The sequence below is a fragment of the Budvicia aquatica DSM 5075 = ATCC 35567 genome (assembly GCF_000427805.1).
GTDB lineage: Bacteria > Pseudomonadota > Gammaproteobacteria > Enterobacterales > Enterobacteriaceae > Budvicia > Budvicia aquatica.
The window spans coordinates 51,275-66,766 of sequence record NZ_KE386592.1; the positions used below are offsets into that span (position 1 = coordinate 51,275).

Annotated in this window: 16 protein-coding genes; 11 read left to right on the forward strand and 5 right to left on the reverse strand. The window is 46.3% G+C overall.

Annotated elements, in window-relative coordinates; translation table 11 throughout:
• Window positions 1-40: 40 nt before the first annotated feature.
• The 5 genes from fis to YWE_RS0125675 all read right to left on the reverse strand — a co-directional run bounded on the left by fis (window position 41) and on the right by YWE_RS0125675 (window position 4,551).
• Window positions 41-337 carry a DNA-binding transcriptional regulator Fis gene (gene fis / locus YWE_RS0125650; RefSeq protein ID WP_029096993.1) on the reverse strand — a complete coding sequence of 99 codons (297 nt, stop codon included), beginning with the start codon at window positions 335-337 and terminating at the stop codon, window positions 41-43.
• A gap of 24 nt (window positions 338-361) precedes the next feature.
• The gene (dusB, locus tag YWE_RS0125655; RefSeq protein WP_099044304.1) at window positions 362-1,327 is read right to left on the reverse strand and encodes a tRNA dihydrouridine synthase DusB; all 966 of its coding nucleotides are present in this window, start codon (window positions 1,325-1,327) and stop codon (window positions 362-364) included.
• A gap of 419 nt (window positions 1,328-1,746) precedes the next feature.
• Window positions 1,747-2,628 carry a 50S ribosomal protein L11 methyltransferase gene (prmA, locus tag YWE_RS0125665; RefSeq protein WP_029096995.1) on the reverse strand — a complete coding sequence of 294 codons (882 nt, stop codon included), beginning with the start codon at window positions 2,626-2,628 and terminating at the stop codon, window positions 1,747-1,749.
• Between the two features lie 242 nt (window positions 2,629-2,870).
• On the reverse strand, window positions 2,871-4,316 hold the full coding sequence (panF, locus tag YWE_RS0125670; RefSeq protein WP_029096996.1) for a sodium/pantothenate symporter: 1,446 nt from the start codon (window positions 4,314-4,316) through the stop codon (window positions 2,871-2,873).
• The gene (locus YWE_RS0125675) at window positions 4,306-4,551 is read right to left on the reverse strand and encodes a YhdT family protein (protein WP_029096997.1); all 246 of its coding nucleotides are present in this window, start codon (window positions 4,549-4,551) and stop codon (window positions 4,306-4,308) included. Before YWE_RS0125675 ends, panF begins: the two co-directional genes overlap by 11 nt.
• 453 nt (window positions 4,552-5,004) lie before the next feature.
• On the opposite strand from YWE_RS0125675, the gene YWE_RS0125680 reads away from it, so the two are divergent.
• The 11 genes from YWE_RS0125680 to YWE_RS28810 all read left to right on the forward strand — a co-directional run bounded on the left by YWE_RS0125680 (window position 5,005) and on the right by YWE_RS28810 (window position 15,428).
• A complete protein-coding gene (locus tag YWE_RS0125680; protein WP_029096998.1) occupies window positions 5,005-6,075 on the forward strand; it encodes a zinc-binding dehydrogenase in 1,071 nt (356 codons plus the stop codon).
• 37 nt (window positions 6,076-6,112) lie between these two features.
• The gene (locus tag YWE_RS0125685; RefSeq protein WP_029096999.1) at window positions 6,113-7,492 is read left to right on the forward strand and encodes an MFS transporter; all 1,380 of its coding nucleotides are present in this window, start codon (window positions 6,113-6,115) and stop codon (window positions 7,490-7,492) included.
• Window positions 7,493-7,500: 8 nt separating this feature from the next.
• Entirely contained in the window at window positions 7,501-8,544 is a 1,044-nt protein-coding gene (locus tag YWE_RS0125690) for an NAD(P)-dependent alcohol dehydrogenase (RefSeq protein WP_029097000.1), read from the forward strand.
• 21 nt (window positions 8,545-8,565) lie between these two features.
• Window positions 8,566-9,402, forward strand: coding sequence for a ketose-bisphosphate aldolase (locus YWE_RS0125695; RefSeq protein ID WP_029097001.1), 837 nt, complete (start codon window positions 8,566-8,568; stop codon window positions 9,400-9,402).
• A 4-nt stretch (window positions 9,403-9,406) separates the two neighbouring features.
• Window positions 9,407-10,348: a sugar kinase gene (locus YWE_RS0125700; RefSeq protein ID WP_029097002.1), complete on the forward strand. Its 942-nt coding sequence runs from the start codon at window positions 9,407-9,409 to the stop codon at window positions 10,346-10,348.
• Between the two features lie 16 nt (window positions 10,349-10,364).
• Window positions 10,365-11,348 (forward strand): NADH-dependent methylglyoxal reductase, encoded by a 984-nt coding sequence (gene ydjG / locus YWE_RS0125705; RefSeq protein ID WP_029097003.1) that lies wholly within the window; start codon window positions 10,365-10,367, stop codon window positions 11,346-11,348.
• A 137-nt stretch (window positions 11,349-11,485) separates the two neighbouring features.
• Window positions 11,486-12,244, forward strand: a complete 759-nt coding sequence (locus tag YWE_RS0125710; protein WP_029097004.1) for a DeoR/GlpR family DNA-binding transcription regulator — start codon at window positions 11,486-11,488, stop codon at window positions 12,242-12,244.
• A gap of 170 nt (window positions 12,245-12,414) precedes the next feature.
• The gene (locus tag YWE_RS0125715) at window positions 12,415-13,773 is read left to right on the forward strand and encodes an MFS transporter (protein ID WP_029097005.1); all 1,359 of its coding nucleotides are present in this window, start codon (window positions 12,415-12,417) and stop codon (window positions 13,771-13,773) included.
• A gap of 369 nt (window positions 13,774-14,142) precedes the next feature.
• Window positions 14,143-14,442 (forward strand): antibiotic biosynthesis monooxygenase family protein, encoded by a 300-nt coding sequence (locus YWE_RS28805; protein ID WP_051323601.1) that lies wholly within the window; start codon window positions 14,143-14,145, stop codon window positions 14,440-14,442.
• Complete coding sequence (locus tag YWE_RS30910) at window positions 14,421-14,930, forward strand: hypothetical protein (protein WP_127526505.1); 510 nt, start codon at window positions 14,421-14,423, stop codon at window positions 14,928-14,930. Before YWE_RS28805 ends, YWE_RS30910 begins: the two co-directional genes overlap by 22 nt.
• A gap of 159 nt (window positions 14,931-15,089) precedes the next feature.
• Window positions 15,090-15,428, forward strand: coding sequence for an aldo/keto reductase (locus YWE_RS28810; protein ID WP_227660015.1), 339 nt, complete (start codon window positions 15,090-15,092; stop codon window positions 15,426-15,428).
• The last annotated feature ends 64 nt before the right edge of the window (window positions 15,429-15,492 follow it).

Genomic DNA, 15,492 nt, shown 5'->3' on the forward strand with positions numbered 1-15,492 from the left:
TTGCCCGGCAGCGCTTTTAAAGCATGAAAACTGACTAGTATCAGTTCATACCGTATTTTTTAAGTTTCTTGCGCAGCGTACCGCGGTTGATACCCATCATTGTCGCTGCACGAGTTTGGTTACCGCGAGTGTACTGCATAACCATGTCTAACAGAGGCTGTTCTACTTCAGCCAATACCAATTCATACAGATCGTTCACGTCTTGACCGTTCAGTTGAGCAAAGTAGTTCTTTAATGCTTGTTTAACCGAATCACGCAAAGGTTTTTGGGTAACTTGGTCTTGTGAGTTTACGGTGGCGACTGTTAGTACGTCAGAATTTACGCGTTGTTCGAACATAGTTCTGTTAGCTCTTTTATCTGTTTAGGCAAAATTTTCAAAATATGCCCCCAATACCTCCAGCTGTTCGCTGGCATCCTCTATGGTATTGAAGGTGCGCCGAAACTGGTCATTTGGGGCATGTTCCCGGAGATACCAAGAAACGTGCTTACGTGCAATGCGGAGTCCTTTGCCTGGACCATAAAAGTCGTGCAACTCTCTCACATGCTCGTTTAACAAGCGTTCCACTTCTGCCAACGGCATGGGTGGTAACAGCTCCCCTGTGTCCAGGTAATGTTGGATTTCCCGGAAGATCCACGGTCTTCCCTGAGCAGCTCGTCCTATCATCAGAGCGTCAGCTCCGGTGTAGTCCAAAACGGCTCTGGCTTTATGCGGGTCAGTAATATCCCCGTTAGCAATAACCGGTATATCTACATTCTGTTTAACCGTACGGATGCTGTCGTATTCTGCTTCGCCGTTGAATAAACAATGACGGGTGCGGCCATGTATTGTAATGGCCTGAATACCACTGCGTTCCGCCAGTTGGGCAATTTCAACGCAGTTACGATTATCGGGATCCCAGCCGGTACGAATTTTTAGCGTCACCGGAACGTCAACTGCGTTCACGACGGCGTTAAGAATTTTACCGACTAACTCCGGATACTGTAACAGTGCTGAACCTGCCAGCTTACGATTCACTTTTTTTGCCGGACAGCCCATATTGATATCAATGAGCTGTGCGCCGTTTTCTACATTGATGCGCGCCGCTGCCGCCATATCTTCCGGATCGCATCCGGCGATTTGAACGGCCCGAATACCGAGCTCATCAAGGTGGACCATACGCAATCGTGACTTATCGGTTCGCCAGACTTCTGGATTAGAAGACAGCATCTCCGAAACGGTCATTCCTGCACCCATCGCATAACATAACGTTCTGAACGGACGGTCCGTGATTCCCGCCATCGGGGCGGCAATTAAACGATTTGTTAGTTGAAGGTTACCAATGCGCATCGACAACGAAAGACCATATATGTCTGCAAGGGCGCGTATATTACGCATTTTTTGACGCAGATGAAAGGCCAAACTTTGAACAATTCGCGACTAAAATCAAAGAAAGAAATGCGTGTTAATGGTCAAGTTTTTATTCATTATGTTTAACAATAAGTTAGGTTTTATCCGGCTAATTATTATTTTGTTATATTTCATAACGATTATCGCCATTGAGCACTTTTTGAACAAAAAATATCACTTTTTGAGATGAGATATTATATTTTTCACGCTTATTGTGGGGGACGGTATTGGTTTACAGAAGGGAAAAATCGCCTAACGGTGGGGCGTTAAATGACGAAATAGCTGCAATAAAAAATCCGCTGACGCCGGGTAAATGGCATCAACGGATCACGCTAATTCAACTCTTCGGTAGATTGGTTTTACTTTCTGATACCCGTGATGCGGCACCATTCTTCTTTTTCAGCTACCGGATCAAGCTGAAACAGCGCCTGATAAGCCTCAGCAACCCCTTCTGCCTGAGTCGCCAGCACGCCGGACAGGCCTAAATGACCATGAGCTTTGGGTAACTGACCGATAATAGGGGCCAGTTCTCTGAGAGGGCCGGCAAGGATGTTAGCTACCACCACGTCGGCTTTTAAGTTCTCAGGCTGGTCCTTAGACAGATAAAGCTCTAAACGCTCTGAGACTTGGTTACGTTGGGCATTATCGCGGCTGGCTTGAATAGCCTGAGGATCGATATCAATACCAATGGCTTTAGCCGCACCTAACTTTAGGGCTGCAATGGCTAAGATGCCGGAGCCACAGCCAAAGTCGATGACCGTTTTTCCTTCAAGATCTAGTCCGTCTAACCATTGGAGACATAATGCGGTGGTCGGGTGAGTTCCGGTACCAAATGCCAGACCGGGATCAAGCATAACGTTAACCGCATTGGCATCCGGAACGTCGCGCCAGCTCGGGCAGATCCACAGGCGTTCGCCAAAACGCATCGGGTGGAAGTTATCCATCCATTCACGTTCCCAGTCTTTGTCTTCTAACTGTTCGATTTTATGTATAAAACCGAGGCCGAGTAACGGGTTGTATTCCAGCATCGCAACAACCTGCTTCATATCTGTTTCAGCATCGTACAGACCAATAACGTCGGTATCGCCCCACAGGCGGGTCTCTCCCGGAAGCGGTTCAAACACCGGCACATCGTGGGTGTCCTGAAAGGTGACTGACACCGCACCGCTTTCAACCAGCGCATCGCCAATGGCTTCAGCCTGAGCACCGGTGGTATTTAACTTGAGTTGTATCCAAGGCATAGCAAATTCTCTTACGGGGGGATAACAGCGCTATCCCACAGATTAATAATAAACTCCCAGTGATTGATTGGTTTTAAACACAGTCAATCCTAGGCCCGGAGCACGCTATACTTAAAAACGTCGCCCCTCGGCCGCTAAAAAATGATCATATTCCGACGTTCTATTTGCGGACGAAACTTACGCCACAATTAAATTAAACTACTTTGTTCGTACTCTCGAGATAACCAAATTATCTCGATTATTTATACTGTACGCACCGATCCAGCAGCTAACCGTTCACCAAACAAATTGGCCAGCAGAAAGGTTACTGCCCCCAAAATCAAAGAAGGAACGATCGGATGTAACCCGTACATATGGATATTAAAGGTGGCCAGAATGGTGTAACACACCGCACCACAGACCATTGAGGTCAAAGCACCACAGGCATTAGCCCGTTCCCAATACAGACCAAAGACCAATGGCCACAGGAACACCGCTTCCAGACCGCCAAAGGCTAGCAGGTTCCACCAAATAATCATTTCCGGCGGTCGCCATGCAGCCAGTATCAGTAGTAGTCCTAAAACCAGCGTTACCGTACTTGAAATACGCGATAACCGACGTTCGTTATGAATCTGTTCAGGTTTAAGGCTGAGATAGAGATCCTTGATTAACGTTGCCGAAGACTGCAACAGTTGAGCATTGATCGTTGACATTATTGCCGCCAGCGGCGCGGCTAAGAATATTCCGGCGGCGAATGGCGGTAGTACGGTGATCATCAGGGTTGGAATTACCTGATCCGGAATGGTTAAGTCCGGTAAAATTGCCCGACCCAGCGCACCGGCAAGATGCATACTGAACATCAGAATAGCGACAACAATGGTACCGATGATAATGCCACGGTGTACCGCTTTACTGTCTTTATAAGCGATACAGCGAACCGCAGTATGGGGCAGGCCAATCACGCCGAAGCACACTAAAATCCAGAATGAGGCCATAAACGGCAGGGAGAGGAAATCATCTGCGCCGGTTGGGGTAAGCAATTTCGGATCAATCTGCTGAAGTTTATCGACTGCACTGTTTAATCCGCCGGCCGCGTAGATGACAGCGACCAGCAGCAAAATAGCGCCAACCAGCATAACCAGCCCTTGTAAGGCATCATTCAATACGCTGGCGCGGAAACCGCCGAAAGAGGTGTAAAGGGCGATAGTTACGCCGAAGATCAGTAACCCGATATCGTAAGGAATGCCGGCTGCGGTTTCCAGCAGTCGGGCACCACCGATAAATTGAACGGTCATTGCGCCGATAAAGGCTAACAGTAAACTGATACTGGCAAACCAAACCAGCAGCTTACTTTTGTAGCGGGCGTATAGCACGTCGTTAAGCGTGACGGCGTTATAACGGCGGGCCAGAATGGCAAACTTCTTCCCTAACACGCCAAGGGATAGCCATACGGCAGGCAGTTGAATCATCGCCAACAAGACCCAACCCAGGCCATATTTATAAGCCGCACCGGGGCCACCGATAAATGAGCTGGCGCTGATATAGGTCGCGGTTAGCGTCATGGCCAGAATAAATCCGCCCATAGAACGATCGCCAATAAAGTAATCGTTGAGGAAATTTCCTTTCTGACGCTTGGTGTAGGCATAAATAGACAGGCCAAACACCAGTATCAGGTAGGTTGCCAGAGGTAAAATGATATCAATCTGCATCATTGTCCTCCAGAGGAATGTCGCGGAAGACGTAACGCACCATAAACCAGCACAGTAAAATGAATACCAAAGGGATCAGCAGACAAGACATTTCGAACCAATAAGGTAGTCCGGTAATGCCCTGTTGGTTACCCGGTAGGTATGCGGCCAGAAACCAGGCTATCAGGTAGGCAATGGTAAGCCCCAATGCCCAAAGCGCTTCTTTATGGGCTTGAATAAAGCGAGGATCCGTCATGTTCTTCATCGCCATTGGTTAAAAATAAACTGAGGGATAGGATTGTACGGAAAGGAATACGTTTGCCTAGGACTTTTTTATGTCGTCCCGCAAACGTTCGGTTTCAATCGATAATCAGGGAGCTGTGATGTGCTTTAGAGAAGAAAAGGGGCAATAACGCTCGTCTTTGGCTGTTAAAGTGCTCGATAAACATCATGATGAAAGCCTCCGCGGATTAACATTCGTATCTTATATAAAGCTGCTTGGCTGTTCACGCTAAGTACTGCTGTCGCTTCGATATTCACTCTTTCCGCCCCCTAAAATTTCAATAGCATCCATTATGCCCCTTATTGTGTAATTTGTGACCTGAGTTGTGAAATTCACATTAATATCTTCTTTTTAAATATTTTATGTTGATTTAAAAGATTTTGAGGTTGAGTATTGGTTGGTCTTGTAAACACAAAGGAAAGCATAATGAAAGCACTGGCAAGATTTGGTAAGGCCTTTGGTGGCTATAAAATGATTGATGTACCGGAACCGATTTGCGGTCCCGATGATGTAATTATTGAAATTAAAGCGGCGGCAATCTGTGGCGCAGATATGAAGCACTACAATGTTGACAGCGGTTCTGATCAATTTAACTCTGTTCGTGGTCATGAGTTTGCCGGTCGTATTTCACAAGTGGGTGAGAAGGTAAAAGACTGGAAAGTAGGCCAGCGAGTGGTCTCTGATAATAGCGGACATGTCTGTGGTATTTGTCCGGCCTGTGAACAGGGCGATTTTCTGTGTTGCACAGAAAAAGTCAACTTGGGTTTGGACAATAATCCTTGGGGCGGCGGATTCTCGAAATACTGTTTGGTGCCCGGTGAGATCCTGAAAATTCATCGACATGCGTTATGGGAAATTCCCGACGACGTTGATTATGAAGACGCTGCTGTCCTTGATCCTATCTGTAACGCTTATAAATCGATTGCCCAACAGTCGAAATTCCTCCCCGGTCAGGATGTGGTGGTGATCGGTACCGGTCCGCTGGGGCTATTTTCCGTACAAATGGCCCGCATTATGGGGGCGGTGAACATTGTGATGGTTGGGTTGGAAGAGGATGTGCCGGTTCGTTTCCCGATAGCCAAGGAACTGGGCGCTACGGCGCTGGTCAATGGCTCAATAGAGGATGTGGTGGCGCGCTGTCAGGAGATTTGTGGCAAAAACAATTTAGGCCTAGTGATTGAATGTTCTGGTGCCAATATCGCCCTTAAACAGTCTATCGAAATGCTGCGCCCTAATGGGGAAGTGGTCCGTGTTGGTATGGGATTCAAACCGTTGGATTTCTCCATTAACGATATTACTGCCTGGAACAAAAGCATCATTGGCCATATGGCTTACGACTCAACCTCTTGGCGTAATGCGCTTCGGCTGCTTGCCAGCGGGGCTATCAAGGTGAAACCGATGATCACCCACCGTATCGGCCTGTCTCAATGGCGTGAAGGTTTTGACGCGATGGTCGATAAGACCGCGATCAAAGTCATTATGACCTATGACCTATGATTTTCATGGATAACCTTTTTTAAAGGATATTTGCCTTATGGAACAGACAGCAAAGCCGCATTGCGGCGCTCGGCTCGATCGCTTACCAGATTGTCATTGGCATACATCGATGTTTGCCATGGTCGCCTTTGGTTTACTCGTTTGCTGGAGTAATGCCGTCGGTGGCTTAATTCTGGCTCAGCTAAAAGAGTTAGGTTGGACAGATAATTCAACCACCGCCACATTTTCCGCAGTGACTACCGCTGGAATGTTTGTTGGCGCATTAGTGGGGGGAATTATCGGGGATAAAACAGGGCGAAAAAACGCCTTTATTCTATATGAAGTGATTCATATTGCGGCCATGGTTGTGGGTGCTTTCTCACCGAATATGGACTTCCTGATCGCCTGCCGTTTTGTGATGGGGGTAGGGCTAGGGGCGTTACTGGTCACTCTGTTTGCCGGTTTTACCGAGTATATGCCCGGTAGAAATCGTGGTACTTGGTCGAGTCGAGTTTCGTTTATCGGTAACTGGTCTTATCCGCTTTGCTCACTTATTGCCATGGGGCTTACACCATTAATCAGTGCGGAATGGAACTGGCGCGTGCAGTTACTTATTCCTGCGGTGCTGTCACTGATTGCGACTGTGATTGCCTGGCGCTATTTCCCGGAATCCCCCCGTTGGCTCGAGTCACGCGGGCGCTACCAGGAAGCTGAAAAGGTGATGAAGGCTATTGAAGAGGGAGTGATGCGTCAAACCGGAAAATCGTTGTCGCCGGTAGTCGTAGAAGATAACGGGAAACCGCCTCGCTCTGTACCCTATTCAGCCTTATTAAAGGGCGCCTTACTGAAACGAGTTATTTTAGGATCTTTTGTTCTGATTGCGATGAACGTTGTGCAGTACACCTTAATTAACTGGCTGCCAACGATATTCATGACGCAAGGGATAAACCTAAAAGACTCAATTGTATTAAATACCATGAGTATGTTTGGTGCACCATTTGGCATTTTCATCGCCATGTTGGTGATGGATAAAATTCCGAGAAAGACCATGGGCGTCGGTTTATTAGTGCTGATTGCGGTGCTTGGATATATCTACTCGCTGCAAACCAGCATGCTGCTTATTACCTTAATCGGTTTCTTCCTGATTACCTTCGTTTATATGTACGTCTGTTACGCCTCAGCTGTGTATGTACCTGAAATATGGCCGACCGAAGCCAAGCTTCGCGGTTCAGGGCTGGCAAACGCCGTGGGCAGGATCAGCGGGATAGCGGCCCCTTATGCGGTAGCGGTGCTACTTAGTGAATATGGTGTGACGGGAGTATTTGTGCTGCTGGGGGCGGTTTCTATCATCGTCGCTGTGGCCATTGCAACCTTAGGCATTGAAACAAAAGGCGCATCGGTAGAAAGCATTGGTATTGGTGTAGCCACCAGTAAATAGGAGACATGATGAAAAATACAAAAGCGATATTAGTAACACCGGGCACCATGAAAATTATTGCCGCTGATGTACCGGTGCCAAAAGAGCATGAAGTTCTGATTAAAGTTGAATATGTCGGTATTTGTGGTTCAGACGTGCACGGCTTTGAATCGGGTCCTTTTATTCCACCGAAAGATCCAAATCAGGAAATTGGTCTTGGGCATGAGTGCGCCGGTACGGTGGTGGCGGTGGGTAAGGGCGTGACTAAGTTTAAGCCCGGTGACCGAGTGAATATCGAGCCCGGCGTACCGTGCGGTCACTGTCGTTACTGTCTGGAAGGGAAATATAACATTTGTCCCGATGTGGATTTTATGGCGACACAGCCAAACTATCGCGGTGCGTTGGCGCACTACCTGTGTCATCCCGAAAGCTTTACCTACAAGTTGCCCGATAACATGGACACCATGGAAGGTGCATTGGTGGAGCCCGCCGCCGTGGGGATGCATGCTGCGATGCTAGCGGATGTGAAACCCGGTAAAAAGATTGTCATTTTAGGGGCCGGTTGTATCGGATTAATGACCCTACAGGCGTGCAAATGCTTGGGGGCCACTGATATTGCCGTAGTCGATGTGTTGGAAAAACGGCTTGCCATGGCTGAGAAGTTAGGGGCAAGCGCTGTTATCAATGGCGCTAAAGAAGAGACGCTTGAAGCCTGTCAACGTTTCTCTGGTGATATGGGGGCCGATATTGTCTTCGAAACCGCCGGATCGGCGATCACTGTCAAACAGGCACCTTATATCGTGATGCGCGGCGGGAAAATCATGATTGTCGGTACGGTTCCCGGCGACTCCGCCATTAACTTCCTCAAGATTAACCGTGAAGTTTCCATTCAAACCGTCTTCCGTTATGCCAACCGTTATCCCGTTACGATTGAAGCCATTTCTTCCGGACACTTCGACGTTAAGTCAATGGTGACGCATATATATGACTATGAAGATGTGCAAAGAGCCTTTGATGAGTCGGTGAGTAACAAACGCGAAATAGTGAAAGGCGTTATTAAAGTTAACCATTAATTAAAAAGTGAGAAATTGACTATGCTGGCAGATATAAACTATTGGGAAAATGATGCACGGAATAAACGTTACGCGATTGCCCACTTTAACGTGTGGAATGCGGAAATGTTAATGGGCGTCATGGATGCGGCGGAAGAGGCAAGATCACCGGTGATTATTTCTTTCGGTACCGGATTTGTCGGTAATACCTCGTTTGAGGATTTCTCGCACATGATGGTATCAATGGCAAAAAAAGCGTCGGTTCCAGTGATTACCCATTGGGATCACGGGCGTAGTATGGAAATTATCCATAACGCTTGGACGCACGGTATGAATTCACTGATGCGTGATGCTTCCGCCTTTGATTTTGAAGAAAATATCCGCCTGACCAAAGAAGCTGTCGATTTCTTCCATCCCTTGGGTATTCCAGTAGAAGCCGAGCTGGGGCATGTGGGTAATGAAACGGTTTATGAAGAGGCGCTAGCGGGTTATCACTATACCGATCCGGATCAGGCTGCTGAGTTTGTTGAACGTACCGGGTGCGACTCTCTGGCTGTGGCTATCGGCAACCAGCACGGAGTTTATACCTCCGAACCGAAACTGAATTTTGAGGTAGTAGAGCGGGTGAGTCAGGTCGTTTCTGTTCCGTTGGTGCTGCATGGTGCTTCTGGGATCTGCGATGAAGATATCAAAAAAGCCATCTCATTAGGCATTTCGAAAATTAATATTCATACCGAACTATGTCTGGCCGCAATGGATGCGGTGAACGATAACCAGCATCAACCATTCCTACACCTGCAACGTGAAGTACGTAAAGCCGTGAAGGAAAGGGCGCTGGAGAAGATCAAACTGTTTGGCTCTGATGGCAAAGCGGAATGATGATATGGACAAGATTGAGGTTATTTGTATAGGTGCGGCGATTGTTGATATTCCATTGCAGCCGGTCAGCAAAAATATCTTTGATGTGGATTCTTACCCGTTAGAAAGAATTGCCATGACCACGGGCGGTGATGCTATCAATGAGGCGACCATTATTTCTCGCCTTGGGCATCGCACGGCATTAATGAGCCGCATCGGTGATGACGCCGCCGGCCATTTTATTCTCACCCACTGTCGTAAAGAGAATATTGATATTCAGAGCCTGAAGCAGGATGCCGACCTTGATACTTCTATCAATGTCGGTTTGGTCACCGCAGACGGTGAACGGACCTTTGTTACTAACCGTAATGGTAGTCTGTGGAAGCTGGATATTCATGATGTTGATTTTGAACGTTTCTCTCAGGCAAGGCTGTTATCGCTAGCGAGCATCTTTAACAGCCCGCTGCTGGATGGCAAAGCATTAACGGAGATTTTTACGCGAGCAAAGGCCCATCAACTGACGATTTGCGCCGATATGATTAAGCCGCGGTTAAATGAAACGCTGGACGATATCCGACAAGCGCTTAGTTATGTGGACTATCTATTCCCGAATTTCGATGAGGCTAAATTGCTTACCGGGAAAGAGACTCTGGATGATATCGCCGATAGTTTCCTGAACTGTGGCGTAAAAACGGTGGTGATTAAAACTGGTAAAAAGGGCTGCTTTATCAAAAGTGCCGATATAAAAATGGCGATACCAGCCGTCTCGGGAATTACCGCCATTGATACCATTGGTGCCGGAGACAACTTTGCTTCGGGTTTTATCGCGGCGTTGCTTGAAGGGAAATCTCTGCATGATTGCGCATTGTTTGCCAATGCCACCGCGGCGATATCGGTATTGAGCGTGGGTGCCACTACTGGCGTGACGAATAGAAAACTCGTTGAACAACTTTTGGAAGAATACTAAAGGGTAATAGCATCAGATGAAAATGATACCGCTAGGCAGTACGGATATAACGCTTTCCCGCATGGGATTAGGCACTTGGGCCATCGGCGGTGGCCCCGCATGGAATGGCGATCTGGATTTACAGATCTGTATCGATACGATTATTGAAGCACACCGCTGTGGCATTAACCTTATCGATACGGCACCAGGCTATAACTTTGGTAATAGTGAAGTCATTGTGGGTCAGGCGCTGAAAAAGTTACCGCGAAATGAAATTGTGGTGGAAACCAAGTGCGGCATTGTTTGGCAGCGAGAAGGCAGCCTGTTCAATAAGGTGGGCGATCGCCAACTGTATAAAAACCTCTCTCCAGAGTCGATTCGTGAAGAGGTGGACGCCAGCCTACAACGGCTGAACATTGATTGCATTGATATCTACATGACGCACTGGCAGTCGGTGCCGCCGTTTTTTACGCCGATTTCAGAAACGGTTGACGTGCTCAATGAGCTGAAAAAAGAGGGGAAAATCCGCTCGATTGGAGCGGCTAATGTAGACGCTGACCATATCCGCGAGTATCTCAAACACGGTGAGTTGGATATTGTGCAGGCCAAGTACAGCATTCTTGACCGGGCGATGGAAACTGACCTGCTGCCGCTATGCCGTGAGCATGGCATTGTTGTGCAGGTCTATTCACCCCTTGAGCAGGGGCTGCTAACCGGTACTATCACTCGTGATTATGTACCCGGCGGTGCGCAGGCCAACAAAGTCTGGTTCCAGCGTGAAAATATGCTGCGGGTTATCGATATGCTGGCCCAGTGGCAGCCGTTGTGCGACAAATACCAGTGCTCTGTGCCGACGTTGGCGCTGGCTTGGATCTTAAAACAGAGCGACCTCATTTCGATACTCAGTGGTGCGACCGCGCCTGCGCAAGTTCGGGAAAATGTTGAAGCCCTGACTATTTCGCTGACGGATGAGGATTCGTTAGCGATGCGGCGGATGGCGGAAGCTCTGGATAAAAAGTAACGCCAATATTTATCACCTCTGTTTCTGTGTAACTAAATATAAAAATCTGTGATTCGGACATATTATTTTGAGAGTAAACATATACTGTGAGATACTAACACAATATCATGAGATTTAAGGGAACAGAGGTATTCATTGTGGCGGCAAAAGACAGAATTCAGGCAATTAAACAAATGGTTGCCAATGACAAGAAGGTGGCGGTCTCTAATCTGAGTAATCTTTTTCAGGTTACAGAAGAAACTATCCGTCGCGATCTTGAAAAGCTGGAAGATGAAGGTTTTTTAACGCGTACCTATGGCGGTGCGGTATTAAACAGTGCAGCAATATCTGACAATATACATTTTTATAAACGTGCGAAGTCATTTTATGAAGAGAAACAGACTATCGCCAGGAATGCATTACCCTTTATTAAAAATAAAACCACGATGGCCGCTGATTCCAGCAGCACAGTAATAGAATTATTAAAATTGCTTAAAGACAGGAACGATCTAACGTTATTAACTAATTCAGCAGAAGCTTTTCATGAACTCGCCCAATCTGAAATTAAGGTTGTTTCTACCGGAGGTGAGTTAAATAAAAACACACTTTCATTGCAAGGGCGAATTACTAAAGAAATCATCGGAAAATATCATGTAGATATTATGGTGATGAGTTGTAAAGGTCTGGATATGGAAAGTGGTGCACTTGATTCAAACGAAGCGGAAGCGGAAATCAAGAAAACTATGATTCGCCAGGCAACTGAAGTAGCGCTATTAGTCGATCATTCAAAGTTCGATCGTAAGGCATTTGTTCAATTGATCGATTTTAGCCATATTAATTACATTATAACGAATAAAGCACCAGGCGCAGAATGGATAGCTTTTTGTCATAAAAATAATATACAGCTTATATTTTGATATAGGGTTGTTATAAGCCAGCGAGAATTTTCGCGTCGATATTATTTTCATTTTATGCCTGATAACGCTTGTATAAAAAGAGATGGTAATAGGTGGAAATCGATAATCTCTATTATTCCACCATTAGCATAATTAATGATTTTATATTTAGCTACATTTGAGGCATTCAGATGGAACAATATGATCATATCGGTGCGAGACTGGATCGCTTGCCTTTATCCAAATTTCATTTTCGTATCTTTGGCATTGTCAGTTTTAGTTTATTATTCACGGGTTTTCTCAGTTATTCAGGTAATGTGGTATTGGCTGAATTGGTCAGCATTGGGTGGTCAAATAATTACCTGAATGCGGCGTTTACGTCTGCACTGATGTTTGGCTATTTTATTGGCTCCCTGATGGGGGGCTTTATCGGGGATTACCTTGGTAGGCGAAAAGCCTTTCGTATGAACCTGCTGATTGTTGGAATTTCTGCAACGGCTGCCTCTTTTGTGCCTGATATGTATTGGCTAATCTTTTTCCGTTGTCTGATGGGAATCGGAATGGGTGCACTGATTATGGTGGGCTATGCATCGTTTACTGAATTTATTCCTGCAATGGTGCGGGGGAAATGGTCGGCGCGTCTCTCTTTTGTAGGTAACTGGGCCCCAATGCTCTCGGCTGCAATTGGGGTGGTGGTTATCGTATTATTGAGTTGGCGGGTAATGTTTTTTCTCGGCGGCGCAGCCATGTTGTTGGCATGGTATCTTTCTGGAAAATACTTTATTGAGTCACCAAGATGGCTGGCAGGGAAAGGCCAGCAGGGTACTGCGGAAGAACTCTTGTTGAATATTGAGTCGCAAATAGAAGTTGAAAAAAATATTTCCTTACAATCTTACCCGCGTAGATCGACACAGTATAAATCTGGTGGAGAAAGCTGTTCATTCTGGCTGTTGTTTAAAGGCCAGATGCTGCGCCGAACGTTGGTTGCAATCACCGTGCTGATTGCCATGAACATTTCGTTGTATACCATTACCGTATGGATCCCGACTATTTTTGTTAACTCCGGGTTCGATGTAACAAAATCTATTTTTATGACTGCAATTATGATGATAGGTGCGCCTCTTGGGATTTTTATTGCGGCGATGATTATCGACCGGTTTCCTCGACGACTATTTGGCTCATCGCTTTTGATTATTATCGCTATTTTGGGTTATTTCTATTCAATTCAGACAGAAGAGTGGGCAATTTTAAGCTACGGTCTGCTGATGATCTTTTTTCTGTATATGTACGTTTGTTTTTCCTCAGCGGTTTATGTTCCTGAGCTATGGCCGACACATCTGCGCTTACGAGGATCGGGTTTTGTGAATGCGGTAGGGCGGATCGTGGCGGTATTTACACCTTATGGCGTAGCCATCTTACTGACGCAGCACGGGGCCATCACAGTTTTTATCGTGTTAGGCGTTATGCTGGTGATATGTGCATTGATCCTGTTTTTCTTTGGCATTGAAACCCGCATGGTCTCTTTGGAAGAGATTTCCAGTCAGAGCTAAAAGATCGCTTGTCTATTCTTTGTATTAGCCTGATAAATGAAAGAGCTGACTGTAAGGGCAACTCATTCATAACTGATATTGGTGAGACAGAACTATCTGAGCATGATAGCTAGTCTATTTTTTGCCCTGATCTTATTAGAACAATGCTCTGGCCTCCCGATCAGAGCATTGTTATTAAACTGAATCCATCATTTAAAATGATAAATTAGCAATATTAATGTATTTGATATTATTTCGATTGTGGGTGAAATTAAACCTCATTTTGTTATCAAAGGGAAAATCCGCGTAAGACTATCTGGAAGTCTGCCACCTGAGAGCAAGGCGTGTAGGTATCTGGGTGAAGGCATTCGGAATTGAAAGAGGTCAGGTATGAGAAAAATACTATTTTCACCATTGTTAGCCGTTTTATTCATGGTGGCAACGCTGTCAGCGAGTGCTCAGACAAACCATAATCCAAACATCAAACAGCCGGATGAGCCTTTTACCAGCATCAGCCTTTTTGAAGTTACGCAGCAGGATGCGGATCAGTTTGTCGCAGATTGGAATAAACGTTCAGCCGTTGTTGGCCAAATGCCCGGTTTTGTCACAGCAACATTGTATAAGTCGATATTGCCCGATCATAAGTATCAGTTAGTCGATGTCGCTCAGTGGCAGTCATACAATGCATAGGTAGATGCCCATATTACCCTAGCCAGCAGAATAGCAACGCTATTCAGGGTTTTTACCGTCCGGCGGTTTCTTATGTTCATCTTCAGGCAGAGGAAATCGTCCCTGGTCAGCCACCTAAAGGAACTCCTCTGCGGATCATAAAAGACCCGGCCATCACTAACCCCGGCTCTCCCTTTGTTTTTATTAACCTCATGGAAATGGCGCAAAACGATATCGAGCCATTTATCTCCGATTGGAAGGTACGCTCGCAACTGACGCGTAAGCTGGTCGGAGCTATGGGGGCCACTCTTTATAAAACCATGTTGCCAGACAGTCGTTATCAAATCGTCAATATTAGCCAATATCAGTCATACAACGCCTTCGTTGATGGACAAAACGATCCGGTCTACACCAAAAAACTGGTTGCCGATCTGAATCAAACCGCAAGCATTCAACTGATACGCGGATTCTTCCGTCCGGTGGCTGATTACGTACATGTCTACGAATAGCCTCTAGTCTGATATTTTTGAACGCATGCAGAAACTCGCGGTAAATTAATCAAGGAGTCAGTAATGATAACTAAACGTCTTGGCAAAAACGGTCCGCTGGTTTCTGCATTGGGTATGGGGTGTATGACACCGCAAAAATCCGGCAGTGATTAGGAAAGCATTGCTACTATTCATGCAGCGTTGGATGCTGGCCACAATTTTCTGGATACCGGCGACTTTTATGGAATGGGTTATAGTGAATCATTGATTGGTCGTGCGCTTAAAGGGTGGCGAGATAAAGCCTTTCTCAGCGTTAAATTTGGTGCCATGTTCTCACCGTCGGGTGCTTTTCTCAGTATTGAGGGGCGACCTGCTTCGGTTAAGAATTTTGCTACCTATTCATTACAACGCCTCGGTGTAGAGGTTATCGATCTCTACGCAGACGTTTGCCCAGAAATATTTTGGCATAAAGCCTGTGGCTTGAGCAAAAATAAGGCAATGCGGCGAGGATTGACTTAATTATTAGGGATATCAACAGATTGTTAGTTAATATCCCTTTTTTAGTTGTTAAGCGATGGTGACT